We start from the raw sequence: 24,561 nt of genomic DNA, 5'->3' as shown, positions 1-24,561 counted from the left end.
GCATTGGGGGACAACCACCATGAAACGCATCACTGCCATCATCAAGCCGTTCAAGCTGGACGAAGTCCGCGAAGCGCTCGCCGAAGTGGGTCTCACGGGCCTGACCGTGACGGAAGTGAAGGGCTTCGGCCGCCAGAAGGGGCATACCGAGCTGTATCGCGGCGCGGAATACGTCGTCGACTTCCTGCCGAAGATGAAGATCGAGGTCGTCGTCGCGGAAGCGCAGGTCGACCAGGTGATCGACGCCGTGATCGGCGCGGCGCGCACCGGCAAGATCGGCGACGGCAAGATCTTCGTGTCGGATGTCGAGCGCGTGATCCGCATCCGCACCGGCGAAGAGAACGAAGCGGCCGTCTGAACGCCGTATTCGTCAGCGGGCCGTTTCAGGCCCCGCCAATAAAAAACGGTGCGATACCCGATTGGGTACCGCACCGATACGCGCCTCTCGCAGCAGCGTGGAAAGTGTTGTCGAATCGTTCTTTGACGGCGCCTGATCAGAACAGGTGCTGGATGCCGGCGTAGACGCCGGTCTGGCTGCCGCCCGGATTCGGGTTGCCCGTCGACACGGCCGTACCGGCGCCGTTCGCGTTCAGGCCGAAGTTGGCGTTCTTGCTGTTGCGCACCGTCGCGACCTGCAGGTCGAACAGCGTGCGCTTCGAGATGTTGTACGAGCCGCCGACGGTGTAGATGTTCGCGTTGCCGCCGCCGTGGTTCGCGTTCACGTGATACACGGCCGCGATCAGCGCCGCTGCCGGCGTTGCCTGCCACGTCACGCCGCCCCAGACCTGCTGGGTGCCCGTCACGCCGGCGTTCACCGCCGGGCCGCCGCTGCCGTCCGCGCGCGAGGCCTGGTAAGCGGCCTGAACCTTGAACTGGCCGAGGAACACGTTCACGCCCGCGAAGTATTCACGCGAGTAGTTGAACACGTCCGAGAAGCGGCCGTTGCTGTCGCGCGTTTCGTCGTAGATGCCGCGCAACTGGAACAGCGAATTCGTATAGGTGACCTGTGCGCCGGCTGCACGGCCCGGTTGGCCGGCCGTCGTGTTGCCGTTGAAGCTGGTCGAGTTCGAGAACGAGAACTGGCCGTAGAAGTCGAGGCCGTAGAACTGCGGCGACTGGTACGACACGTTGTTGCTGGTCTTGTTCCAGTTGCGGCCGCGTACCAGCGATGCCGTCGACCAGGCCGACTGGCCGAACGGGTCGAAGTCCCACACGCCGTTGGCGATCGCGAGTTCACGACCCAGCAGCAGCGTACCGTAGCGGTCGTTGGAGATCCCGACCGTCGCATAACGATCCCAGATCGAGCCGCTGAAGCCGCCCGTCATCGTATTGAACGCGCCTTCGAGGTGGAACAGGATCTTGTTGCCGCCGCCGATGTCTTCGGTGCCCTTCAAGCCCCACAGGCTGGTGCCCCAGTCGCCGCTTTCCGCGCGCACCTGGTGGCCATTTTGCAGGCCGTTCAGGTACTCGAGGCCGGCATCCAGGCGACCATACAGCGTGACGCTGCTCTGCGCGTGCGCCGTCACCACCCCAGCAGCCATCAGCGCGGCCGCGACCAAAGCTTTCTTCATCATCTCCTCCATACCCTGTCAAAAAGTCAACCCAGACTGCACGAGATGCCCGGAGCGCGAGCGCCGGGCAAAAGCGGGATAACCAGGGAGACCTCGTGCAGGGCCGGTAAGCGCAGCACGCGGGCAAGCGGACGGAAAACCGTTGAGCGGTCCCGCGCAGCCGGGTCGGCCTGCGGGGTCTCCTTGTAGTGTCGTGAAGCTAAACTACATTTCACGAACTTCGTTTTGCTACTTTGGTTACTAATTTAGCAAAAATACAATTTTGTGGCGATGGAAATCGTTGTTTGACTAACACCTGTCGCCAAATTGCCATGCAACACGGTGGGCAACAGGTGCGCCGAGGGTTTGCAATTAACGGAAAACCCTTGTCCCACAAGGGAGACACGACTTTCGCAAACATGGATCAAGGATTGCCACTATTGACGTTGCAGGGGGCGCGGGCGTAAGCGCCATACAGGAGGAATTGGTAAGTATTTCGTAATGAATGGGCGGGCACCGGACGTCGCCGGCCCGTGCCTGTCGCGCCGGCACGGCAACGCGCGACGCGGTGCGCCGGCGCGCTCAGGTCAGGCAGGTTCCGGCCTCGCTTCGAGCAACTGCGTGCGAATCCAGCGATGCGCATCGGTGCGCGCGTGCTTCGCGTGCGAGTAGACCTTCACGGTGTAGCGCGGGATCTCGAACGGCGCCGGAAAGATGCGGATCGGCGCCGCGTGCCGCAACGCCTGCGCGGCGCGGTTCGGCACGGTCATCAGCAGTGCGGATTCCGCAATCACGAACGGCGCGGCCAGCACGGTCGGCAACTGCACGGCGACTTGCCGCGCGAGGCCGAGCCGGTCGAGCACGTGGTCGACGACGCCGCGCGACTCGTTCCACGGCGTGACGACCACGTGGCGTGCCGCCAGGTACTGGTCGAGCGTGAGCCGCCGGCGGATGTCCGGATGCGCGGCGCTCGCGATGACGACGTAGTCGTCGGAGAACCAGTCGAAGTCCTCGATGCCCGGCGCGTCGGCCGCCGATTCCTCGTGGTAGCCGAGCGCGAAATCGATGCGGCCGGCCGCGAGTTCGTCGACGGAAATCTTCCGGTCGGAATGCACGACGCGGATCCGCAACCGCGGCGCGACATGCTGGATGCGCGCGAGAAACGCCGGCAGCACGGCGAATGCCGTGTAGTCGGTCGCCGCGAACACGAACGTGCGGTCGCTTTGCGCGGGATCGAAGCGGCGCGCGCGGGCGAGCCCCTTCGACATCGCGTCGAGCGCGTCGCCGGCCCAGGTGGCGATGTCGTCGGCGCGCACGGTCGGCTGCATCTCGTTGCCGAGGCGCACGAACAGGGCATCGCCGATCGCGTCGCGCAGCCGCGCGAGCGCGTGGCTCAGCGCGGACGGGCTCAATGCAAGCTCGTGCGCGGCCGCGGCGACGGACCGGTGGCGGTACAGCGCGTCGAACACGAGCAGCAGGTTCAGGTCGAGACGGCGCAGATCGGGATGCATCATGTTCAGGTCAGGATGAAAAACCTGCACTTCCTGCAGGCGCTGCGTGAACGTAGCATGACGATCTGATTGGCGCCAGCGCGGCTGCGCGGCGCCGCTTTCCGTTTCAAGTCCGGGCCGGAGGAGGGCTCATCCCGTGCAAATCGACATTCGTTCCGCCACCGTCGCCGACGTGCCGCAGATCCTGCGTTTCATTACCGAACTGGCCGTCTACGAGAAGGCCGAGCATGAAGTGGTCGCGACGCCCGCGTCGCTCGAGCGCAGCCTGTTCGGCGACGGATCGCCGGCGCGCGCGCTGATCTGCGAGGTCGACGGCGAGCCGGCCGGCTTCGCCGTGTATTTCTTCTCGTATTCGACGTGGCTCGCCCGGCAGGGGCTGTATCTCGAAGACCTGTACGTGTCGCCGCGTTTTCGCGGCGCGGGCGCCGGGCTGCGGCTGCTGAAGGCGCTCGCGCGGATCGCGGTCGAGTCGGGTTGCGGGCGTTTCGAGTGGAGCGTGCTCGACTGGAACGAGCCGGCGATCCGCTTCTACGAGAGCGTTGGCGCGGCGCCGCAGAGCGAATGGGTGCGTTACCGGCTCGCGGGCGACGAACTGCGCGCGTTCGCCGACAGCGCGCCGGTGAGCGCCGCATGAACGTCACATAGACGCCACGTAAACGCAAAACGGGCGCCGCGAGGCGCCCGTTCGAACGTCGTGCGTTTCGTGCGCGTTACTTGAGGCTGCCGGACAGGAACCCGCGCAGGCGTTCGCTCTTCGGGTTGGCAAACACCTCGGACGGCACGCCTTCTTCCTCGACGCGGCCCTGGTGCAGGAACATCACGTGGTTCGACACGTTGCGCGCGAAGCCCATCTCGTGCGTGACGACGATCATCGTGCGGCCTTCCTCGGCGAGCTTCTGCATCACCTTCAGCACTTCACCCACCAGTTCCGGGTCGAGCGCCGACGTCGGTTCGTCGAACAGCATCACGTCCGGATGCATCGCCAGCGCGCGCGCAATGGCGACACGCTGCTGCTGGCCGCCCGACAGGTGCGACGGATACTGCTTCTCGACGCGCGGCGCGAGGCCGACTTTCTCGAGATACGCGCGCGCACGCTCCTCGGCTTCCTTCTTCGGGATGCCGAGCACGTTCACGGGTGCTTCCATCACGTTCTCGATCACGTTCATGTGCGACCAGAGGTTGAAGTGCTGGAACACCATCGACAGCTTGGTGCGCACGCGCTGCAGCTGCTTCGTATCGGCCGCGCGCAGCGCGCCCGACTTGTCGAGCGCGGTGCGCACTTCCTCGCCGTCGACGAAGATGCGGCCCGCATTCGGCTGCTCGAGGAAGTTGATGCAGCGGAGCATCGTGCTCTTGCCGGAGCCGGACGAGCCGATCACGCTGATCACGTCGCCCGAGTTCGCCTTCAGCGACACGCCCTTGAGCACCTCGTTGTCGCCGTACCGCTTGTGCAGATCGTCGACGAAAAGCTTCTGAGTCTGGGAATTCATCAATAGTCCTGCGAAAACTTACTTGCCTTGCGGGCGCAGATACGCGAGCCAGCGACGCTCGGCCTGGCGGAACAGCCACACGAGCGTGAACGAGATCACGAGATAGAGCAGGGCGGCGATGCCGAACGCATGGAACGACATGTAGGTCGCCGAGTTCACGTCGCGGGCGATCTTCAGGATGTCCGGCACGGTCGCGGTGAAGGCGACGGTGGTCGCGTGCAGCATCAGGATCACTTCGTTGCTGTACAGCGGCAGCGCGCGACGCAGTGCCGACGGCAGGATCACGCGGCGATACATCGTGAACGAGGACATCCCGTAGGCACGCGCGGCTTCGATCTCGCCGTACGACGTCGCCTTGATCGCACCCGCGAAGATCTCGGTGGTGTACGCGCAGGTGTTCAGCGTGAACGCGAGCAGCGTGCAGTGCATCCCGTCGCGGAAGAACGCGTCGAGCATCGGCGTGCCGCGCACGGCCTGCAGGCTGTAGAGGCCCGTGTAGCAGAGCAGCAGCTGCACGTAGAGCGGCGTGCCGCGGAACACGTACGTGTAGAGCCACACGGCGCTCGACAGCCACTTCTTCTTCGACACGCGCGCGACGGCGAGCGGCACCGACAGGCAGAAGCCGAGGCCGATCGACACGACCAGCAGCCACAGCGTGATCGCGACGCCGGTGATGCGGTAGCCGTCGGTGTAGAGATAGTTGCGCCAGTATTCTTGGATGAGGTCGATCATAGGTCAGCCTTGCGGACGCCGGTCGAGTAGCGCTTTTCGAGCCACATCAGCACGAAGTTCGAGATCGTCGTGATCGCGAGGTAGACGGCACCCGCGATCAGCGTGAAGAAGAAGAACCGCAGCGTGCCCTTGCCGGCGTCCTGCGACGCCTTCACGACATCGGCCAGGCCGATGATCGACACGAGCGCGGTCGACTTCACGAGCACCTGCCAGTTGTTGCCGATGCCCGGCAGCGCGAAGCGCATCATCTGCGGGAACATGATCCGCGTGAATACCTGCCAGTTGGTCATCCCGTACGCGCTGCCGGCCTCGAGCTGGCCGCGCGGCACCGACAGGAACGCACCGCGGAAGGTCTCGGTGAAGTACGCGCCGTAGATGAAGCCGAGCACGAGCACGCCGGCGAGGAACGGGTCGATGTCGATCTGGTCCCAGCCGAGCGCGTCGGTCGCCATGTTCAGCCAGATCTGCAGGCTGTAGAACAGCAGCAGCATCAGCACGAGGTCGGGCACGCCGCGGATCAGCGTGGTGTAGACGGTGCCGACGCCGTTCGTGAAGCGGTTGCGCGACAGCTTCGCGCCCGCGCCGAGCAGCCCCAGCAGGAACGACAGCGCAAGCGAAAGCACCGCCAGTTTGACGGTTTGCCAGGTGCCAGCGAGGATCAGCGGGCCGTAACCTTGTAGAAACATATGTGGTCCCTGGGGTGGTCCCTAGTGTGGTCCCGTAGGGCGCACGCGGTGCGCCGCGAAAGACGCGCCCGCCAAGCTGCGCGGAACGCCCCGTGCGTATCATGACCGTCCGCCCCGGCATCGGTGCCGGGCCAGCCCGTCGCGCGAGCGGCGGGCGAGGGGGCGGGCGGCGCGTGGTCGACTGCCTGTACTGCCCGGACACGGGGCCGCCCCCGCATCCGTTGCCTCTTCTTTTCGACGCTCAGCGGGCCGAAGCCGAATAGACGCTGAACGCGAAATACTTGTGCGACAGCCGGTCGTACGTGCCGTCCTTGTGCATGTCGGCCAGCGCCTTGTTGATCTTGAGCTTCAGGTCCGTATCTTCCTTGCGCAGGCCGATCGCGGTGCCGTCGCCGATCGTCTTCGGATCCTTCACTTCCGGCCCGGCGAACGCGAAGCCCTTGCCGCGCGGCGTGCGCAGGAAGCCGTAGTCGGCTTGCAGCTCGTCCTGCAGCGTCGCGTCGAGGCGGCCCGAGCCGAGATCGGCATAGACCTGGTCCTGGTTCTGGTAAGGAATGATCGTCACGCCCTGCGGCTCCCAGTACGCCTTCGCGTAGGTTTCCTGCGTCGAGCCCTGCTCGACGCCCACGCGCTTGCCCTTCAGCGATGCGATCGTCGGCAGCAGCGGCGAACCGGCTTTCGCGATCATCCGCGCCGGCGCGTCGTATACCTTGTCGGAGAAGTCGATCTGTTCGCGGCGCTTGTCCGTGACGGTCAGCGACGACACGATGACGTCGTACTTCTTCGCCTTCAGCGCCGGGATGATCCCGTCGAGATCCTGCGCCACCCACACGCATTTCACGTTGATCCGCTTGCAGATTTCCTTGGTGAGATCGACGTCGAACCCGACGATCTCGCCGCTCGGCGCGGTCGACTCGAACGGCGGGTAGCTGGCGTCGACGCCGATCCGCACGGTCTTCCACTCCTTCGCGAAGGCGCTGCCCGCCACGAGGGCGAGGGCGGCGCACAGGGCGGCCTTCTTCATTTCGATCCTTCTGTTGCTGACTTTCCGGGGGCGCTCGCGGCCGGTCGAACCGGGCGCCGCGGCGTATTCTAGACGGCCAAAATTCGCCGATCGGCGTTCTGGCGATGGCGGCCGCCGGAACGGCGAACGCCAAAAGGGCGGTATTTTACCCGAACGCGATACCCGGAAACCGGCAATCCGGGCCGACCGATCGATTCCTCGAGGCATTGATCCGGCTGTTGCGATAATCGTCGTATTCGCAGCGGGCATTGAGTCCATTGCATCCGCAGATGCAACGATGCAGTGCACGAGCGGTGGATTGTGGCGCGATTGGCACACTCATACAGTGACGGCATACCAGAACAACGCCTCTCACGGAGTGTCCGCCCCATGTTCCAGATCCGCCGCGCCGCCGATCGCGACCAGCGCAGCCATGGCTGGCACGAATTCCTTCACAGCTTTCCTCGCGCGTCCGGCCAGAGCGGGCCGCCGGTCTTCGGCGCGTTGCGCGAACTGAACGAGGAATGCATCGCGCCGACCCGCGGCTACGGGATGCGGCCGTACCGGGATGCGGAAATCGTCACCTACGTGCTCGACGGCGCGCTCGCGCACCGCGACAGCCTCGGCAACGGGGCAATCGTGCGTGCGGGCGGCGTGCAGCGCATGAGTGCCGGCACCGGCGTCATGCTCAGCGAAGCCAACGCGTCGTGCGACCAGCCGTTGCGCCTGCTGCGGATCTGGCTCGCGCCGGCCGGGGCGGCCGGCCGTCCCGGCTATGCGCAGACGCGCTTTGCCGACGACGACAAGCGCGGGCGGCTGCGGCTCGTCGCGGCGCCGGACGGTGGCGGCGGCGCGCTGCCGTTGGGTGCGGACGCACGCATCTTTGCGGGACTGATCGACGGCGACGAGGCGGCGGCGTTCGACCTGCCGGCCGGGCGCCGTGCCTATGTGCACGTGGTGCGCGGCGACGTCGCGGTGAACGGCCGCGCGCTGGCCGCGGGTGACGGCGCGCGGATCGGCGGCGTGGACGCGGTGGCGTTCGCACGCGGCCGGGCGGCCGAGGTGCTGCTGTTCGACGTCGCCTGAAACGCAAAAGGGGACGCAGGGCGGTGCCCGCGTCCCCTTCGAGGGTGCCGCTCCGCGGAGCGGCCCCGCCGGCTTACTGCGCCGGTGCCGACGCGGCCTTGGCCGCGCGATGCTGCTGCCAGCGCTCCTTCATCTTCTCGTGGCGCTGTTCCATCTTCGCGAACTGCTGCTTGAGCGCCGTGCTGACCGTGGTCTTCTGCTGGTCGTTCAGGCCGTTGTAGAACGCGAGCCACGCGGCGGACGTCTGCTCGCGCAGTTGCGCGTTCTGCTGCTCGGCCTGCTGGCGCGCGGCGTGCATCGCGCTCAGGTCGAGGATCGGCTGGTTCTGCTGCGCCTTGAACTGTTCGCGCATCTGCTCGTGGCTCTTGCGCATCGCGTCATGGTTCTGCTTCATCGTGTTGACGGCGGCCTGCCACTGCTGTTCCTGCGATGCGTTGAGCTTCAGCTGGTCGTGCAGTTTCATGATCACGCCGAACGGGCCGCCGTCGTGCCCACCGTGCATCTGGTGGACGCCGGGGCCGCCCGGAGGCGGCATGTCGCCGGGTTGCGCGGCGTGCGCGGTGCCGAATGCGAGAGCGAGCACGGTGGCGGCCGCGATGGCCACGCGGGAAGTCTTCTTATACATTTCAGAAACTCCTTGTATCCAAAGGGTCCGGCGATGCGGTGCCGGGAAAGCCGTGTACCGCATCCGGTAAGACGCAGGTTAGCGAGGCAGGCCCCGGCCGATGTTACGTGGCGCGGTGGCCGGGTTACCGCGCATTACAGTTCCCTTGCGCGGTAACCCGCAGTAACCCTTTCGTCCCTTTGTTTCGTTCTTTGACTCCGCCCTCGCGCGGTAAACTTCGAGCCATGACTACCCAGATCCTCATCGTCGACGACGACCAAGAACTCCGAGACCTGCTGCGCGACTATCTCGTGCGCCAGGGGATGGAAGTGTCCGTGCTGCACGACGCGGCGACGCTCGAGAAACGCCTCGAGCGCGAGCGGCCCGACCTGATCGTGCTGGACCTGATGATGCCGGGCGTCGACGGCCTGACCGCGCTGCGCCAGTTGCGCGCGGCCGGCGACGACATCCCCGTGATCATGCTGACCGCGCGGGCGGACGACGTCGACCGCATCGTCGGGCTCGAGCTCGGCGCGGACGATTACCTCGGCAAGCCGTTCAACCCGCGCGAGCTGCTCGCGCGCGTGCAGGCCGTGCTGCGCCGCCGCCGCGCGACGCCGTCGGCGGCGGCGCCCGAGCAGCGCGAGCCGTTCGGATTCGGCCGTTTCGTGCTCGACTTCCAGGCGCGTACGCTGTCGGTCGACGGCAAGCCGGCCACGCTGTCGAGCAGCGAATTCGCGCTGCTGAAGATCTTCGTGAACCATGCGCTGCGCACGCTCACGCGCGAGCGGCTGCTCGAGCTGCTGCACGGGCCCGAGTACGACGGCACCGACCGCGGCATCGACGTCCAGGTGTGGCGCCTGCGCCGCATTCTCGAAACGGATCCGTCGACGCCGCGCTTCATCCAGACGGTGCGCGGGCGCGGCTACGTGTTCGTGCCCGACGGCGAGGCCCATGCGCAAACCCATTGATTCACTGTTCGGGCGGCTGGCGCTGCTCGTCGTTGGTGTCCTGCTCCTGTCGCACTTCGCGTGGTTTTTCGCGATGCGGCTTGAGCGCAGCCAGATGCAGACGCGCTACGCGGTCGAAGAGGCCGCGTTCCTGGTCGACGCGGTGCGCCAGCACGTCGAGCGCACGCCCGACCAGCCGTTGCCGTCGCGTGTGCGGCTCGTGGCGCCGGACAGCGCCGACGTGCCGAACGGCGATCCGTCGAACCTGCCGGCGGCGCTCCGGCGGTTCCGCGACGACGTGAGCGAGCGGATGCCGCCCGGCACGCGCGTCGAGCTCGGCGCGCCCGGCCATCCGCCGGTGCTGTGGGTGAAGGAGCCGACCGACCGCAACTGGATCGTGGTGCCGGTGCAGCCGTTGCGGCCGCCGCGCTCGCTCGACCGGATGCTGCTGTGGCTCGGCACGATCTTCTCGGCCGGCGTGATTGCCGCGCTGTTCGCGGCCTGGCAGCTGCAGCAGCCGTTGCGTTCGCTTGCGCGCGCGGTCGCGCGCTTCGGCCGTGGTCAGCCGGTGCCGCCGTTGCGCGAGCGCGGCCCGCGCGAGCTTCGCCAGCTCACGCACGGCTTCAACCAGATGGTGGAGCAGGTGTCGCAGGCCGAAAGCGACCGTGCGGTGATGCTGGCGGGCGTGGCGCACGACCTGCGCACGCCGCTTGCGCGGATGCGGCTGCGGGCGGAAATGATGGACGACGTCCGGCTGCGCGACGGCGTCGTGCGCGACGTCGATTCGATGTCGCACATCGTCGACCAGTTTCTGGTATTTGCCCACGGCGGGTCCGATCGCAGCGAGCCGGTGCCGGTCGATCAGGCGTGCGAGCGGATCGCACGCAGCTATCGCGCGGTCGCGCCGAACGCGCCGACGGTCCAGACCCGGCTCGACGCCGATCCGGGCTTCCGCCTGCCGACGGCGACGCTCGACCGGATCCTGTCGAACCTGCTGGACAACGCGCATGCGTACGGTGCGCCGCCCGTGCTCGTCGAGACGGCACGCACGCCGGCCGGTTATGTGCTGTCGGTCAGCGACAGCGGCGGCGGGATCGCCCCGCGCGATCTCGCGGCGGCGACACGGCCGTTCGTGCGGCTCGATCCCGCACGCGGCGGGAACGGCCACAGCGGGCTCGGGCTCGCGATCGTCGAGCGGCTCGTACTCAGGCTGGGCGGGGCGTGCGACATCGGCAACCGCCCCGAAGGCGGCCTGCGTGTCGCGATGACGTTCCCGTTCGAGGCCGTGCCGAAGGACGAACCCCACGCACAGGCCGCATGAGCGGCTGCGGCGCCGGCCCGGCCGGGCTGGCGCCGCGTGGCATCATTCGCCGAACAGCGTGCCGAGCGTCTCGGCCGCGTTGCTGTCGATGGTGTTGTAGGTCACGCTGGTGGCCTCGAAGATGTAGACGGTCGTATACCGGCCGAGGCGCTCCAGGATTTCTTCCTGCAGCGATTCAGGCACGACGTTCATGTTCAGGTACCATGCCGTCGACGACAGCCGCGTCTGGAACGACCCATATTCCTGCATCAATTCGTAGAACGCGTCGGCATCCTGATCGCGGCAGACGATCACCAAGTTTCCTGCCATTCCCTTTCCTCCCGCTCGTCGATCGATCCCCAGGGCCTGCGGACACCGGGAACGCGCATGCGTTGCCATCGGTACGGCCGCAACCGACCCCAGGGGCCAGCCCCGATCATACCCGCTTAGTCGTATCGGGCTGGTGACGCCCGACATGGTTTGCGCGTGCGTGCGGCGGGCGGGTTCCCGGCCGGGCCGGATCACGGCATAATTCGGGCCTGCGTGCCGGCCGAAGGAGTGCGGCCGGGCTGCTCGTACCGCGCACCCGTCATTCGCCCGCGCGCCAGGCACGATCCGTGCGCCGCCTGCGCCGTTCCCGGACGGTTGTACCTGAAATACAGGTTGGTGTAGTGTCGTGCCGTCGCGGGCCGGCACGTCCGGCGCGCGATAGCGCGTGCACGCACGGCGCACCGCGCTCGCGCGCGATCGTCAGTCAATCGAATTACCGCACCCGTGCGCTTTGCCATGAATCAACATCGACTGCCGGCTTCGTTCGGCCTTACCGGGGAGGGCGCCTGATGAACGTCGGATTCTTCAATCCGAACCGGACCGCCAACGCGTCCGCATGGCGTGTTCTGCCGAACCGGTGGGATTTCATCGCGTTTCCGCTGATCATCTGCCTGATCGCGATGGCGGTCGTCGGTTTCCACGAAACGATGGCGCCGATCGGCACCCTGCAGACGCAGAAGATCTCGCTCGACCCGTCGAACCTGCCCGAATACGCGTTGCGCACCACGCTGCGGATGCTCGCCGCGATGGTCGCGTCGCTCGCGTTCACGCTCGTCTACGGCACGCTCGCGGCCAAGAGCCGCCGTGCCGGCATGGTGCTGATCCCGATCCTCGACATCCTGCAGTCGGTTCCGGTGCTCGGCTTCATCTCGTTCACCGTCACGTTCTTCCTCGCGCTGTTCCCGAGCCGCGTGCTCGGCGCCGAGCTCGCGGCGATCTTCGCGATCTTCACGAGCCAGGCGTGGAACATGACGTTCAGCTTCTACCAGTCGCTGCGCACGGTGCCGCGCGACCTCGACGAAGTGTCGCGCGGCTTCCACCTGACGTCCTGGCAGCGCTTCTGGAAGCTCGAAGTGCCGTTCTCGATGCCCGGCCTGATCTGGAACATGATGATGTCGATGTCGGGCGGCTGGTTCTTCGTCGTCGCGTCGGAGGCGATCACCGTCGGCAACCAGACCATCACGCTGCCGGGCATCGGCGCGTACCTCGCGCAGGCGATCTCGGACAAGAACTTCGGCGCGATCGGCTGGGTGATCCTCACGATGACCGTCGTGATCCTCGCGTACGACCAGTTCCTGTTCCGCCCGCTGATCGCGTGGGCCGACAAGTTCCGGATGGAAAACACCGCGTCGGGCGACGCGCCGCAATCCTGGCTGCTCGACCTCGTCCGCCGCACGCGCCTGATTCATCAGCTGCTCGTGCCGGCCGGCTGGTTCTTCGCGAAGGCCGCGCGGATTCCGCTGCGCCTGCCGCTGTCGGGCGCGGTGCGCTTCACGTTGCCGAAAGTCGAGAAGAAGGCGTCGCGCACGGTCGACATCGCATGGGCCGCGCTCGTGCTGCTCGGCACGGCCTATATCGTGTGGCGCGTCATCAGCTTCGTGTCGACCGGCGTGACGATGGCCGAGGTCGGCCATGTGGTCATGCTCGGGCTCATCACGCTGCTGCGTGTGGTCGTGCTGATCGCGATCGCATCGGTCATCTGGGTGCCGATCGGCGTGTGGATCGGGCTGCGCCCGCGGCTCGCCGAGAAGCTGCAGCCGCTCGCGCAGTTCCTTGCCGCGTTCCCGGCGAACCTGCTGTTCCCGGTGTTCGTGATCGTGATCGCGCGCTTCCACCTGAACGCCGATATCTGGCTGTCGCCGCTGATCGTGCTCGGCACGCAGTGGTATATCCTGTTCAACGTGATCGCCGGTGCGACGTCCTACCCGAACGACTATCGCGAAGCGGCGACGAACTTCCGCATCCGCGGCTGGCAGTGGTGGCGGCAGGCGATCCTGCCCGGCATCTTCCCGTACTACGTGACTGGTGCGATCACCGCATCGGGCGGCGCGTGGAACGCGAGCATCGTGTCGGAAGCCGTGCAGTGGGGCAATACCAGGATCGAGGCGCACGGCCTCGGTGCCTATATCGCGCAGACCACCGCCGCCGGCGATTTTCCGAAGATCATCCTGGGCATCGCCGTGATGTCCCTGTTCGTTACCCTGTTCAACCGCCTGCTGTGGCGTCCGCTGTATGCCTTCGCCGAAGCGAAGCTGCGGCTCGACTGAGACCGATTGAGAGCGAAACGCGATGCACAATCCGAATGCTGTAAACGCCCCCGTCCAGACGAACCAGCCGCCGCGCCTCGGTGAGGAAATCCTGCGCGTCGATCACGTCTGTCGCGGCTTCAACAAGACGCAGGGCGAGCTGCTCGTGCTCGACGATGCGAACCTGTCGCTGCGCGAAGGCGAGATCGTCGGGCTGCTCGGCCGTTCCGGCTCGGGCAAGTCGACGCTGCTGCGCATCATCGCCGGGCTGATCGAGCCGACCGGCGGCGAGGTGACCTACCTCGGCAAGCCGCTGCGCGGCCCGGCCGAAGGCGTCGCGATGGTGTTCCAGACCTTCGCGCTGTTCCCGTGGCTCACCGTGCTGCAGAACGTGGAAGCCGGGCTGGAAGCGCTCGGCGTCGGCGCGCGCGAGCGGCGCGAGCGTGCGCTTGCGGCGATCGACCTGATCGGTCTCGACGGCTTCGAGAACGCGTACCCGCGCGAGCTGTCGGGCGGCATGCGCCAGCGCGTGGGCTTTGCGCGCGCGCTCGTCGTCGATCCGACGATCCTGCTGATGGACGAGCCGTTCTCCGCGCTCGACGTGCTGACCGCCGAGACGCTGCGTACCGACCTGCTCGACCTGTGGACGCAAGGCCGCATGCCGATCAAGTCGGTGCTGATCGTTACGCACAACATCGAGGAAGCCGTGTTCATGTGCGACCGGATTCTGGTGCTGTCGTCGAATCCGGGCCGCGTGATCGCCGAGATCAAGGTGCCGTTCAAGCATCCGCGCAACCGGCTCGACCCGGCGTTCCGCAAGCTGGTCGACGACATCTACGCGAAGATGACGGCGCGCCAGACCGGCGAGGCGACGAAGAAGGGGCTGGAGCTCGGCAGCTGGCTGCCGCAGGTGTCGACCAACCTGATGGCCGGCCTGATCGAGACGCTCGCGATGGCGCCGTACCACGGCCGCGCGGACATGCCGGAAATCGCGCGCACGCTGCATCTCGAGGTCGACGACCTGTTCCCGATCGCCGAAGTGCTGCAATACCTCGGCTTCGCGGACGTGCGGGAAGGGGACGTGTTCCTGACGCCGCCGGGGCGCGTCTTCGCGGAATTCGGCACGCAGGAGCGCAAGTTGATGTTCGCGGATCACCTGCTGAAGCACGTGCCGCTGGCCGCGCGGATCAAGAAGGTGCTGAACGAGCGTCCGGGCCATCGCGCGCCGCGCGTGCGCTTCGAGCAGGAGCTGGAGGATTTCCTGTCGGACGGTGCCGCCGAGGAGACGCTCGACGCGGTGATCGACTGGGGGCGTTACGGCGAGATCTTCTCGTACAACGACCAGACGGAGATTTTCAGTCTCGAGGACGTCGAGACCTGATGCTGGCGGGGCGACTCCTGCGTATCCCGCCGGAATCGCCCGGATGCCCCGAGCGGCCTGATGCTGCCGTCGCGGGCCAAGGGCCGCGGCCCGACCCCGGCGTTCGCAACGGGCGCCCGGCCATGAATACCTGATTGTCGGATCGTGCGCCTGCCGGAAGCGCTGAGAATGGTGTTCGGCGACGATGCCGCGTCCAGTTTCACTCTTCGGCGACAACGATTCGTTCACCTCGGACACCGTTCTCCACTTCACCACGTATTGAATGCCTGCTGCGTCGGTGCGGTGTGCTTCGACGCGCGATCACGCTCGTCGATCGGCAATAGATATTAGGGATTGATCTGCTGATCGATCGGGCTGCTTTCTGCACTGAACATTAAATCCTGACAAGTGGTTATGAATTTCCCTACGGTTTGATATATTTGGCGCCACCAAGGCGGCTGAGAGCGTCTTGTTGGTGCGATAGCGTCCAGATCGCGGCGGGTCCGCCCGACAAAAAGAACGAGGTCAATGATGAGTTTCGCAGCAAACGGAAACCCTGACGGGATGGGCGGGGGCGGTGCAGCCTTGGCCGGCGGTTTGAGCAACCTGGGTTCGCTTGCCGGCATGGCGGGCCAACTGGGCGCGCTGACGGGTATGCCTGGCGCGGGGCTGCTGGGCGGTGCCGCGAGCGCGGTGCAACTGGCGCAAACTGGCTTGTCGCTGATGGGCAAGGCTCCCGAATCGATCGCCGAGGCCATCAACAGCCTCACGGGCGCGCTTCCGCGCCTGACCCAGGACAATCGCTTCATCACGATCGAAACGCCGCTCGGCCCGGACGTGCTGCTGGTCAGCGCGGCGGTCATCGACGAGCACGTCAATCAGCTGACTGAAACACATCTCGACCTGCTTTCCCATCGCAACAATATCGAACCGCAGGAAATCGTCGGGCAGCGGGTCAAGATCACGCTCGAGCCGCAGAGCCGCAATTTCAGTCTGACGCGCGTCGTGACGTCGGCTGCGGATATTGAGACGAAACGATATTTCGACGGTTACGTTGCGTCGTTCGGCCGCGTCGGAAAATCGGGTTCGGTGACCCGCTACGAAATGTCGGTCGTTCCGTGGTTCTGGTTTCTCACGCGCTCCACCGATTGCCGGATATTCCAGAACCAGACGCCGCAGGACATCCTGAGCGACATTTTCCGCGAGATGGGTTTTTCGGATTTCGAGTTCACGATGCAGGGCGAAAGTCCGAAACTCGAATACATCGTCATGTACGACGAGTCGTACTACAGTTTCTGCTCGCGCCTGATGGAGCAGGAAGGGCTGATCTGGACGATCCGCTACGAACAGGACAAGCACATCCTCGTGATCGGCGACACCAACGCGGTGTTCCAGCCGATTCCGAACCTGAAGACCATTCCGTACGAAGCCAGTAGTGCCGCCAGCGAGCAGAACGGCATCGATCGATGGGACGAGGCGTTCAGTTTCCGCGTCGGCAAGATCACGTATCGCGACTTCAACTATAACCAGCCGTCGTCGCAACTGATGCATGTCGAGGTGCCGACCGTCAATCTGAAGCACCCGAACATCCAGACGACCGAGCGTTACCAGTTCCATTCGCTGTATGACCACGGCGACGACGGGCAGCGCTACGCGTGCTACGCGATGGAAGCGGAAGAAGCGCTCGCACATCGTTTCAACGGTGCCGGTCATGCGCACGGGATGACGACGAGCGGGCGATTCACGCTGGTCAATCACGGCACGTCCGCCTACAACAACAAGGACTTCGTAATCCTTCGCGTTCGTCACCAGGTGGCGAACGACTATACCCAGCAGACCTCGAAACTGCCGTACCACAACACGTTTACGTGCCTGCCGATCGACATCCCGTTCCGACCGGAGCGGCGTACGCCCAAGCCGCACATGCAGGGTACCCAGTCGGCGATCGTGGTCGGGCCGAAGGGCGAGGAAATTCACACCGACGGCAGCCGGGTCAAGCTGCATTTCCTGTGGGACCGGCGCGGCAAGCTCGACGGTTCCGATTCGATGTGGGTGCGTGTATCGCAACCATGGGCGGGCAAGGGCTGGGGCGGCTCCGCGATCCCGCGGATCGGCCAGGAGGTGCTCGTCTCGTTCAATCAGGGCGATCCGGACAACCCCATCGTCGTCGGCCGTGTGTTCAACGGCGATTCGGGCAACCCGTATCACGGCAGCGGCGGCCAGACGATGGGGATGCGCAGCCAGACGCACAAGGGCGAGGGCTTCAACGAGCTGCGGTTCTCGGATGTGAACGGCGCGCAGGAAGTCTTTCTGCATGCGCAGAAGGACATGAAGACGATCGTCAAGGACAGCGAATCGCACACGGTCGAGTCCGGCGCTCGGAACGTGTCGGTGCTGAAAGGCGACGAGAGCAAGCATGTCGCGGAAGGCAGCCTGTCGGAAAAGATCGCGAAGGCGCGCTTCACGACGGCCAACACCGTCGGCGTGCAGGCGTTGGCGGGCGATGCCGGCCCGGGCAAGCAGAGCTATCAGGCGACGGATGAGATCGAGCATCGGGTCGGTGCGAGTATCGTGACGCTCAAGCCGGACAGCATCAAGCTGTCCCACGGCGCATCGAGCATCCTGATCAATCAGAGCGGCATCTTTCTCGATGGCCCGGTGATCCATCTGAACCAGGGGTTGTTCGTGACCCCCGAGCAGGCGATGGCGATCGAATGGGCCAATCAGCAGGCGATCATCGCGGCGGGTCTCGCCTCGGCCGATCCGAAGGTGCAGGCCGCGGCACGCAAGCTTCAGGCGACGGTCAAGGCGCAGCAGTTGGCCAAACTCGCGGGAGCCGTGTATACGCCGGGTACGGCGCCGCCGGGATGGAAGAACGTGTCGAACGATCCGGAAGCTCTCAAGAAGTTCGGCTTGAGGCCGCAGGACTTGCAGATTCCCGGCAGCAACTTCGGTGCGCAGGCGTACGTGCCAGATCCCGCGGTGTTCGGCGACAGCATGAAGCCTGCTCTGGCCTTCAAGGGAACGCAGCCCACGGTCAAGGAAGACTGGTCGAACAACCTCAATCAGGGATTGGGCGACAACTCTCCGTACTACGATCGCGCGGTGACCATCGGCAAGAAGATCTACGGTTCCGGCAATGCAGGCGGCCTCGATCTCACCGGTCATTCGCTCGGCGGCGGCTTGGCTTCGGCGGCGTCCCAGGCCAGCGGCGCGGGCGCGACGACGTTCAACGCGGCCGGCCTCAATTCCGAAACGCTGCCGATGTACGGTGCAGCACCTCGGGCGTCGGCCATCACGAACTATCGGGTCGATGGAGATATCCTGACCGGGGTGCAGGAAGGCAGGCTGGGCCCGATCAGCGACGTGACGTCGGAATTGATGCCCAAGGCCGTCGGTGAGCAGATCACCATTCCGGGCTCCAGTTTGACGACCGTTCAGCGCCACATGATGGGGCAGGTGACGAGCGGACTGGAAACGACCGTTGCCGATCAGCAGGCGTCGTTGCTGAGTCAACTTCAGGGACATTGATGAAATACAGCAAGGTCATTGCCGCGGGCGCGGTTGTCGCGGTAATCGGTTTGTCGTCGCCGTTCTGGTGGCCGACTCATGCACAGGAAACAAAAATGGCAGACTTCAAGCGTTACCCGCCCGAAGACTTTTTCTCGGGATCGCAACTCGAGCTGGCGCGTGCCATTCGCGACGGAAATCTCGAGCAGGTCAAATCGCTTGCGACGCATATCGATCTGGCTGCGCCGGGCAACAAGAAGGCCACCCTGTTGTCGTTCGCGGTGCAGGAGGCGATTCCGGTGAAGACGGACACCTCGAACGTGCACTTCCAGATCATCAGCGAACTGGTTCGGGACGGCGCGAAGCCCGAACAGCCGTTCGGTGAGAACGGTGCGAACGTGGCATATCTGGCTGCGCGGGCAGACACGCCCAACCTGCTGAAAGCGTTGCTGGCCGGCGGCATGAGCCCGGATCTCAAGTACGACGGCGATACACCGCTGCTGTTCGCAACCTGCAAGGACACGCTGTTGCCGCAAATGCGCGTGCTGGTCGAACACAAGGCCGACGTCAATCGGCGGGACTCGATGAAGGAAACCGCGCTCTACGAAGCGACGCGCCTGCGGCAGTGGGACGTCGTCGATTATCTGCTCGCGCATGGTGCCGATCCGTCGGTGAAGAACGACAACGGCCTCGCCTATTCGAAAGTCCTCGGCGACGAACTGCAGCAGACGCCGAAAGGCTCGCCGCAGCTGAGTCGCATCGAAGCCATTCACAAGCGTTTGGTCACGGCTGGCGTGCAGTAACGCAAGCCGCAGACGGCTGGGCCGGCTGCGGCTGTGCTGCGGGCGAACAGTTTCAATCCGGCGCCTGCCCCGACGGGCGGGCCGAACCGAGAAGAGCATGTCCGAATATCAGATGAACGATGCCGTCATTCAGTTGCCGGCGCACTTCAAAGACAAGACGATCCACCTGTTCACGGTAGACGAAGCAGGAAGCAGCGGATTTACCTTCGTGGTGTCGCGCGCGCCGATGGAGCCTGACGACACGGTCGATACGTTCGTGACGCGATTGGTCTCGGAGATGCGCAAGTCGCTGCCGCGTTTCGAATTGAAGCATCTGGAAAACCGCGAAATCGACGGCGAAACCGCGCGCGAAATCGATTACCAGTGGGTGTCGGAAGGCTCGCCGCTGCATCAGCGCCAGACGGTCGTGATGTCGCCGAAGGCGGGGCGCGAGCGCATGGCGATCAGTTTCATCGGTACCTGTCCGAAGTCGTTCACGGAGGACAAGAGCAAGGAATACAAGAGCCTGCTCGCGAGTGTCGTGTTGACGCGGCCCGAGCGGGCGGCCTTCGCGCCGAGGATGCTCGGCCAGGACGAGGCCGGCATCGTGTTCGTGCTGCACGAGCCGAGTGCGACGCTGTACGCGCTCACCGGCATGGCCGAACTGTACCGCCACGACGTCACGGAAATGTTCGAAGACACCGCGTTCTTCGGCCCTGGTGGCGAGCCGCTTGCGCTGCAGCCTGCGCCGCACGGGCAACCGGCGTGGCGAGCCGTGGATGGCCGTCAATTCGCGCTATGGACGACGGATTCGCGCGAGCACGCGTCGCTCGGTGACCGCCTGGGTGACGTGGCGGCGGTGAAAGGCATGGTCGGCATGCAGAACGTCGAGGCCGTACGGGCTTATCTGACCGCGGTTGCGAACGCGGGCTGACGGGGAACGCGCGTGGATACATTGCTTGCTGCTGCGCGGTTCGGCGATCCGATTGCGCATACGGCGTCCAAGGGGTGGATGATCGCCGGGATGATTGCCGGCGCGGTGATTGGCGCCGTGGCGGTGGTCGCAACCGGCGGTGCGGCGTTGACGGTGATTGCCGCGGTCGCCGCGGGGGCTGCCGCTGGCGGCGGACTGGGCGAAGTGCTGGGCACGATGTCGTGGGCGCCGCGGCACGTCACCGGAAGCCTGATAAAGGGTTCGCCCAACGTCTTCATCAACAGTCGGCCGGCGATACGGGCCATTTTGAGCCTCGGGCTGTGCAGCGACCACGCGGGTCCGCCGCAGGTGGTCGCGCAGGGTTCGTCGACGGTATTCATCAACAGCCAGCCGGCGAGCCGCAAGGAAGACCGGATGATGTGCGGCGCGTTGATCAACGACGGATCGCCGAACGTGTTCATCGGTGGCCCGGCAGTCGGCGAGTTCAATCCCGAGATCCCGGCGTGGGTGAACTGGACGATGGCTGCGGTGGGCATTGCTGCCGCAGCCGTTCTTGCAGGGCCGGCGCTGGCGTTTCTCGGCGCGGCCGGCGGTTTTCTTGGCGGCGAAGTTGGCGGGTGGCTGGGCGGAAAGATTTTCGGCGAGGGTTCGGACGGGCAGAAGTGGTCGATGCTTGGAGGAAGCTTGCTGGGCGGGTTCGGGGCGGCGAAGGGCGCCGGGCTCGTCAGCGGGGCGAGGGGAGCGGGCTCTGCAGCTGGCGAACTGTCGGCGCTGGAAGCAGCCGAAGGTGCCGCAGGGGCGACGGAGCAGCCGACGATTTCACTGTTCGGTGTGCGTGGTGGCGGGCGGGTGTCCGATGTCGAAGGCGGGATGCATCCGTACCAGTACACTGGCCACGTCGGGTATTCGCTGGACGGCGGCAAGACGATATGGGGCTTTGGCCCTGCAACGGGCGATGCGAGCGCGGCGGAAGTGTTTGCTAATCTGAAAGGATCGGGCAGCTACCCCGGGATGATTACCGCGGATCAAGATGCATTCATCGCGATCGCGAAAAATCCGATGGCTGCCCGTGGCGGTGGCGGAGCGCTACAGACCGTGTACGAGCAAAAGATACCGGTCACGCAGGAGCAGTACGAATCAATACTGGCGGCGCACGAGGAACTGGTTGCGCGCGGGCCGATGGATGACATTCGGTATCAATGGCCACCCAAGTCTGGCGAATGGCCGGAAAACAACTATAACTGCGCGACGTTTCCAGGTCGCCTCGGCATTCCCATTCCCGAAGGGACAGGGAAATTGCAGAACTACATGCCGGAGCTCGAGAAAGTGGGTACGCCTTGGATGCCAGGGAATTAAATCTTATGAACATGTCAGAGAGCCTCTATTCTGTCGCTGCTGGTATGCACGACCTGGTGGTCGTGTCCGTCATCGATTCGCCGAGTCCGCACGTTTTTCGCGCAAAAATCGAGCAGATCTATTCCTGCGGGAAGGGCATCACGCCGGATCGTCTCGGAACGGAGTTCGAGTTTTACAGCGGGCCTGCGACGTGGGGGAACGTACCGCTCCAGATCGGGGAGCGGGCGTTGCTCTTCGTGCATCAGGTGTCCGGTGTGTTTAACGAATATCCATGGCGCGGCCACATGGTTCTGGAGGAAATTGACGGTGAATCGTACGCCCGATTACAGATTCCCGAGTTGTGGTTGAGGGACGATCTGCCGGAAGCCGTGAAAGCTGCGGCGGCTCCTCATCCAACCAGGCGAAACGCATCGATTGTCAGGTTCGGTGCGCTCGAGAACTACCTGAAAGGGCTCATCGAGAAAGCGGTTCGCTGAGCCGGGGCCGCTTCCGGACAGCGAAGCGGATAATGCGCGTGCGAAGTTTTTGGAGCTGAATTGAATGACCGATAAGAACCCCGATTTTTCACCGATGCGCATGCGGGCACGCGGATTCGTGTCGCAGGGGCGCATCGAGGATGCGCTCGGACTGTACGGCGACATCCTGAAGGTGGCGCCGGAAGACGCGGCGACGTATGCCGATCGCGGCACGACCTTCGCGATGATCAAGAAGACAGCGCTCGCGCTGAACGATCTGAACCGGGCCATCGAGCTGGGCTACACGGATCCGTCGGCGTATTGCACGCTCGCGACGATTTACCTCGAAGGCGGCGCCTACCAGAAGTCGCTCGATTACTTCGACAAGGCGCTGAAGCTCAATCCCGACCAGCCTTTCGTCTATTTCAATCGCGCCAGGGCATACGAGACGCTGGGTGATATCAACGCGTCGATCGCCGATCTCGAGCGGTGCCTGACTTACGACCCGGACGATGCGCTGTCCGCGAAGATCAAGGAAAGGGTGGCGCAGCTTCGCGCGCGTCTGTAACGGCTGCCTCCGGATGTGAAGTGTGCGGTACCCGGCCCGGAATCCGGGCGAATGGCTTGGGGAGTCGTGATGTTGAAGCGGGACAGCTTGCCGTATTCCGTGCTGCCTTCATCGTTGGCAGCATTAATCTCAGAGACTGATTTTCTGACGGCGTTCGAGAATGCGGAGTCGCAAACCGTCATCGTTTGGTATGTCGACGCGCGAATCGGTCGTCAGCATGAAATCGAGTTTTCCCCGAGGCTAGGGCGTCTGCTGTCGCGCGGCGAGCGCGAAGCGCAATTTCCGCCGGAGCGTCAGATGGTGCTGCAAGACGGGATCCGCGTGCACGTAGGCAATAGGCTCGAGGCCGATACCGACGTTCGCTATGCAACCTATACCGCACACGATCCGGTGACGTCGTCGAAGCTTGCCGTCGGCGAACAGATGTTCTTTGTGCAGTTTCTGGACGAGCCCGAGCCGGTCGTTCGGCAGGCAATCGAACGAGCGAAGTTCCCGAATACGTATGCGGGATGGAGCGCAATCGAGCGCATTCGTTATTGGGTGGGCGTGCTGTATCGTGCGCGCCGCCAGACGGGGGAGTCGGGTATCAACGAAGACGAAGCCTTTCGGCCCGCAGTGTTGAAGCACATGAGGGCGGTGGATCCTGATGTCGATGACATGCTTGCGGCGGTGCTTGCCGAGCTGAGTCGAATGGAAATGATCGCCCCGGATATCATGCGGGCTGCGTTCAATCGACGTACAGGCGCATCGATCTGATCGCCCAGACCACCAGTGTGTCCGATGAGCGACGCGCATTGATTGACCGACGCGCAGCACACCGCTCCGCTACTGCAAATTCCCCCACCGATCGACCGCCGGCTCCGCCGACGCCCACTTCCAGTGCGTGCCTTGCTGGCACGCATTCGCGAAAAACCAGTCGGCCTTGTCGCCGTCCTTCACCGAGAACGCGAATTCCTTGCACAGCGCGAGCGCCGACGAGTACGCGCGCGTGACCCGCACTTCGCCTTCGCCGTTTTCGAGCGGCAGCGTGTTCTTCACCTTCCACGGCTTCACTTCGCCGACGGCGAGACTGCCGGCCGTCTTCGCGATCGCGTCCTGCTGATTCTGATGGAACTGCTTCATCGTGCGGTTCACGGCTTCGTCGGTCGCGGCCTGCACGGCGATCCCGACGCCGACGCCGACCGCCGGGTTCGCGGTGACGAGGCCCGTCGCCGCACCGGCAAGCGCGCCGCTCGCCGCGCCGACCGACCCGCAGCCCGACAGCGTGGCCGCCGCCGCGCACAGCGCGCCGATGGCCGCGATACGGATCGCGACGCTCATTGCAGCGAGCCCCAGCGTTCGGTTGCCGGCTCCGCCGACGCCCATTTCCACACGGGGCCGTCGCGGCAGATCGTGGCGACGTAGAACGCCGATTGCGCGGCCTTGTCGGCTTTCGCGGGCGTGTCGACCGCGAACACGATTTCCTTGCAGTCGAGCGGGCCGATGCTGATCATCCGGCTGACCGTCACGCGGCCCTGTTCGTCGTCCTCGATCGGGAACGAGTGGTGCGTCGACCACGGCGCGACGCCGCCCACGTCGAGCGGGCCGGCCGCCTTCGCGATCTGTTCCTGTGTGTAACGGTGTGCGACGCGCTGCGAGTACTGGACGCCCGCACGCGCACCGGCGACGGCGCCGAGGCCGATGCCCGTCGCGACGGCGGCGTTGTTGGTGACCTTGGAGGCGATCGCGGCACCCGCGATACCGGCGCCGGCTGTCGCGCCCTCGCTGTACAGCGAGTTGCAGCCGGACAGCAGTGCGGCCGCGGCGATCGCGGCCAGCACGACGCGCGCCGGAATGGCCCGGCGCGGCGATTCGAAACGAATGTTCATCCCTGAGTGCAAGTCCTGTCTGGGTGAGCGGCAACGCGTGCGCGCCCTCATGCCGCGTCATTGTTTCGCAATTGTCATAGGAAAACTGCAAAGCTTTGACAAATCGCCGGACGGCATCCCGCGCGCGTACGCGCGGCGTTATTGTCGGACAGGTGGATCGTGAGGGGTCGAAACGTTACAAATTGAAGGTAATTGTTACTTTGGCGTGCAAGGAAGCGACCTAGACTTTTCAGTTATGGA

General features: G+C 65.0%; 24 protein-coding genes. 14 read left to right on the top strand and 10 right to left on the bottom strand.

What is annotated here, in order from left to right:
- Positions 1–19: 19 nt before the first annotated feature.
- A complete protein-coding gene (locus PQB87_RS13585; RefSeq protein ID WP_006398637.1) occupies positions 20–358 on the top strand; it encodes a P-II family nitrogen regulator in 339 nt (112 codons plus the stop codon).
- A gap of 136 nt (positions 359–494) precedes the next feature.
- Here the strand turns inward: PQB87_RS13585 and PQB87_RS13580 are convergent, their stop codons facing one another.
- Positions 495–1,574, bottom strand: coding sequence for a porin (locus PQB87_RS13580; RefSeq protein ID WP_034195856.1), 1,080 nt, complete (start codon positions 1,572–1,574; stop codon positions 495–497).
- Between the two features lie 563 nt (positions 1,575–2,137).
- Positions 2,138–3,064: a LysR family transcriptional regulator gene (locus tag PQB87_RS13575; protein ID WP_042974110.1), complete on the bottom strand. Its 927-nt coding sequence runs from the start codon at positions 3,062–3,064 to the stop codon at positions 2,138–2,140.
- 133 nt (positions 3,065–3,197) lie between these two features.
- Here PQB87_RS13575 and PQB87_RS13570 point away from each other — a divergent pair, with 133 nt between their 5' ends.
- A complete protein-coding gene (locus PQB87_RS13570; RefSeq protein ID WP_021158490.1) occupies positions 3,198–3,695 on the top strand; it encodes a GNAT family N-acetyltransferase in 498 nt (165 codons plus the stop codon).
- A gap of 76 nt (positions 3,696–3,771) precedes the next feature.
- Here PQB87_RS13570 and PQB87_RS13565 read toward each other — a convergent pair whose 3' ends face one another.
- The 4 genes from PQB87_RS13565 to PQB87_RS13550 form a co-directional block, all read right to left on the bottom strand.
- Entirely contained in the window at positions 3,772–4,551 is a 780-nt protein-coding gene (locus PQB87_RS13565; protein ID WP_059486218.1) for an ABC transporter ATP-binding protein, read from the bottom strand.
- An 18-nt stretch (positions 4,552–4,569) separates the two neighbouring features.
- The gene (locus tag PQB87_RS13560) at positions 4,570–5,283 is read right to left on the bottom strand and encodes an ABC transporter permease (RefSeq protein WP_489242104.1); all 714 of its coding nucleotides are present in this window, start codon (positions 5,281–5,283) and stop codon (positions 4,570–4,572) included.
- Positions 5,280–5,969 carry an ABC transporter permease gene (locus PQB87_RS13555; RefSeq protein WP_021158491.1) on the bottom strand — a complete coding sequence of 230 codons (690 nt, stop codon included), beginning with the start codon at positions 5,967–5,969 and terminating at the stop codon, positions 5,280–5,282. Before PQB87_RS13555 ends, PQB87_RS13560 begins: the two co-directional genes overlap by 4 nt.
- A 241-nt stretch (positions 5,970–6,210) precedes the next feature.
- On the bottom strand, positions 6,211–6,993 hold the full coding sequence (locus tag PQB87_RS13550) for an ABC transporter substrate-binding protein (protein ID WP_021158492.1): 783 nt from the start codon (positions 6,991–6,993) through the stop codon (positions 6,211–6,213).
- Positions 6,994–7,362: 369 nt separating this feature from the next.
- Between PQB87_RS13550 and PQB87_RS13545 the strand changes: the two genes are divergently transcribed.
- A complete protein-coding gene (locus tag PQB87_RS13545) occupies positions 7,363–8,058 on the top strand; it encodes a pirin family protein (protein WP_233345305.1) in 696 nt (231 codons plus the stop codon).
- A 73-nt stretch (positions 8,059–8,131) separates the two neighbouring features.
- On the opposite strand, the gene PQB87_RS13540 is transcribed toward PQB87_RS13545, so the two are convergent.
- A complete protein-coding gene (locus PQB87_RS13540) occupies positions 8,132–8,683 on the bottom strand; it encodes a Spy/CpxP family protein refolding chaperone (RefSeq protein WP_175849238.1) in 552 nt (183 codons plus the stop codon).
- A 224-nt stretch (positions 8,684–8,907) separates the two neighbouring features.
- Here PQB87_RS13540 and PQB87_RS13535 point away from each other — a divergent pair, with 224 nt between their 5' ends.
- The gene (locus tag PQB87_RS13535) at positions 8,908–9,633 is read left to right on the top strand and encodes a response regulator (RefSeq protein ID WP_021158495.1); all 726 of its coding nucleotides are present in this window, start codon (positions 8,908–8,910) and stop codon (positions 9,631–9,633) included.
- Positions 9,617–10,933, top strand: coding sequence for an ATP-binding protein (locus tag PQB87_RS13530; RefSeq protein ID WP_060062600.1), 1,317 nt, complete (start codon positions 9,617–9,619; stop codon positions 10,931–10,933). Before PQB87_RS13535 ends, PQB87_RS13530 begins: the two co-directional genes overlap by 17 nt.
- 42 nt (positions 10,934–10,975) lie before the next feature.
- Here PQB87_RS13530 and PQB87_RS13525 read toward each other — a convergent pair whose 3' ends face one another.
- Positions 10,976–11,242, bottom strand: a complete 267-nt coding sequence (locus PQB87_RS13525; RefSeq protein ID WP_027786765.1) for a double-stranded DNA-specific endonuclease — start codon at positions 11,240–11,242, stop codon at positions 10,976–10,978.
- 509 nt (positions 11,243–11,751) lie between these two features.
- On the opposite strand from PQB87_RS13525, the gene PQB87_RS13520 reads away from it, so the two are divergent.
- The 9 genes from PQB87_RS13520 (at position 11,752) to PQB87_RS13480 (ending at position 23,209) form a co-directional block, all read left to right on the top strand.
- Positions 11,752–13,509: an ABC transporter permease gene (locus PQB87_RS13520; RefSeq protein ID WP_233345307.1), complete on the top strand. Its 1,758-nt coding sequence runs from the start codon at positions 11,752–11,754 to the stop codon at positions 13,507–13,509.
- 22 nt (positions 13,510–13,531) lie between these two features.
- The gene (locus tag PQB87_RS13515; RefSeq protein ID WP_027786767.1) at positions 13,532–14,869 is read left to right on the top strand and encodes an ABC transporter ATP-binding protein; all 1,338 of its coding nucleotides are present in this window, start codon (positions 13,532–13,534) and stop codon (positions 14,867–14,869) included.
- 510 nt (positions 14,870–15,379) lie between these two features.
- Positions 15,380–18,379: a type VI secretion system tip protein TssI/VgrG gene (locus PQB87_RS13510; RefSeq protein WP_111942558.1), complete on the top strand. Its 3,000-nt coding sequence runs from the start codon at positions 15,380–15,382 to the stop codon at positions 18,377–18,379.
- A gap of 50 nt (positions 18,380–18,429) precedes the next feature.
- Positions 18,430–19,161 carry an ankyrin repeat domain-containing protein gene (locus PQB87_RS13505; RefSeq protein ID WP_233345315.1) on the top strand — a complete coding sequence of 244 codons (732 nt, stop codon included), beginning with the start codon at positions 18,430–18,432 and terminating at the stop codon, positions 19,159–19,161.
- A 97-nt stretch (positions 19,162–19,258) separates the two neighbouring features.
- Positions 19,259–20,074 carry a DcrB-related protein gene (locus PQB87_RS13500; protein ID WP_059688826.1) on the top strand — a complete coding sequence of 272 codons (816 nt, stop codon included), beginning with the start codon at positions 19,259–19,261 and terminating at the stop codon, positions 20,072–20,074.
- Positions 20,075–20,086: 12 nt separating this feature from the next.
- Positions 20,087–21,430 carry a PAAR domain-containing protein gene (locus PQB87_RS13495; RefSeq protein ID WP_196487810.1) on the top strand — a complete coding sequence of 448 codons (1,344 nt, stop codon included), beginning with the start codon at positions 20,087–20,089 and terminating at the stop codon, positions 21,428–21,430.
- Positions 21,431–21,435: 5 nt separating this feature from the next.
- On the top strand, positions 21,436–21,906 hold the full coding sequence (locus PQB87_RS13490; protein ID WP_027786770.1) for a hypothetical protein: 471 nt from the start codon (positions 21,436–21,438) through the stop codon (positions 21,904–21,906).
- Positions 21,907–21,970: 64 nt separating this feature from the next.
- Positions 21,971–22,453 carry a tetratricopeptide repeat protein gene (locus PQB87_RS13485; RefSeq protein WP_048028495.1) on the top strand — a complete coding sequence of 161 codons (483 nt, stop codon included), beginning with the start codon at positions 21,971–21,973 and terminating at the stop codon, positions 22,451–22,453.
- A 69-nt stretch (positions 22,454–22,522) separates the two neighbouring features.
- Positions 22,523–23,209, top strand: a complete 687-nt coding sequence (locus tag PQB87_RS13480; RefSeq protein WP_111942532.1) for a hypothetical protein — start codon at positions 22,523–22,525, stop codon at positions 23,207–23,209.
- 69 nt (positions 23,210–23,278) lie between these two features.
- Here the strand turns inward: PQB87_RS13480 and PQB87_RS13475 are convergent, their stop codons facing one another.
- Both PQB87_RS13475 and PQB87_RS13470 read right to left on the bottom strand, forming a co-directional pair.
- Entirely contained in the window at positions 23,279–23,773 is a 495-nt protein-coding gene (locus tag PQB87_RS13475) for a hypothetical protein (RefSeq protein ID WP_111942534.1), read from the bottom strand.
- The gene (locus tag PQB87_RS13470; RefSeq protein WP_059698004.1) at positions 23,770–24,321 is read right to left on the bottom strand and encodes a hypothetical protein; all 552 of its coding nucleotides are present in this window, start codon (positions 24,319–24,321) and stop codon (positions 23,770–23,772) included. The genes PQB87_RS13475 and PQB87_RS13470 overlap by 4 nt, the downstream gene beginning before the upstream one ends.
- Between the last annotated feature and the right edge of the window lie 240 nt (positions 24,322–24,561).

The sequence above is a fragment of the Burkholderia sp. KL41 genome (genome assembly GCF_057005415.2).
This window is presented reverse-complemented; position numbering and strand designations above follow the sequence as displayed.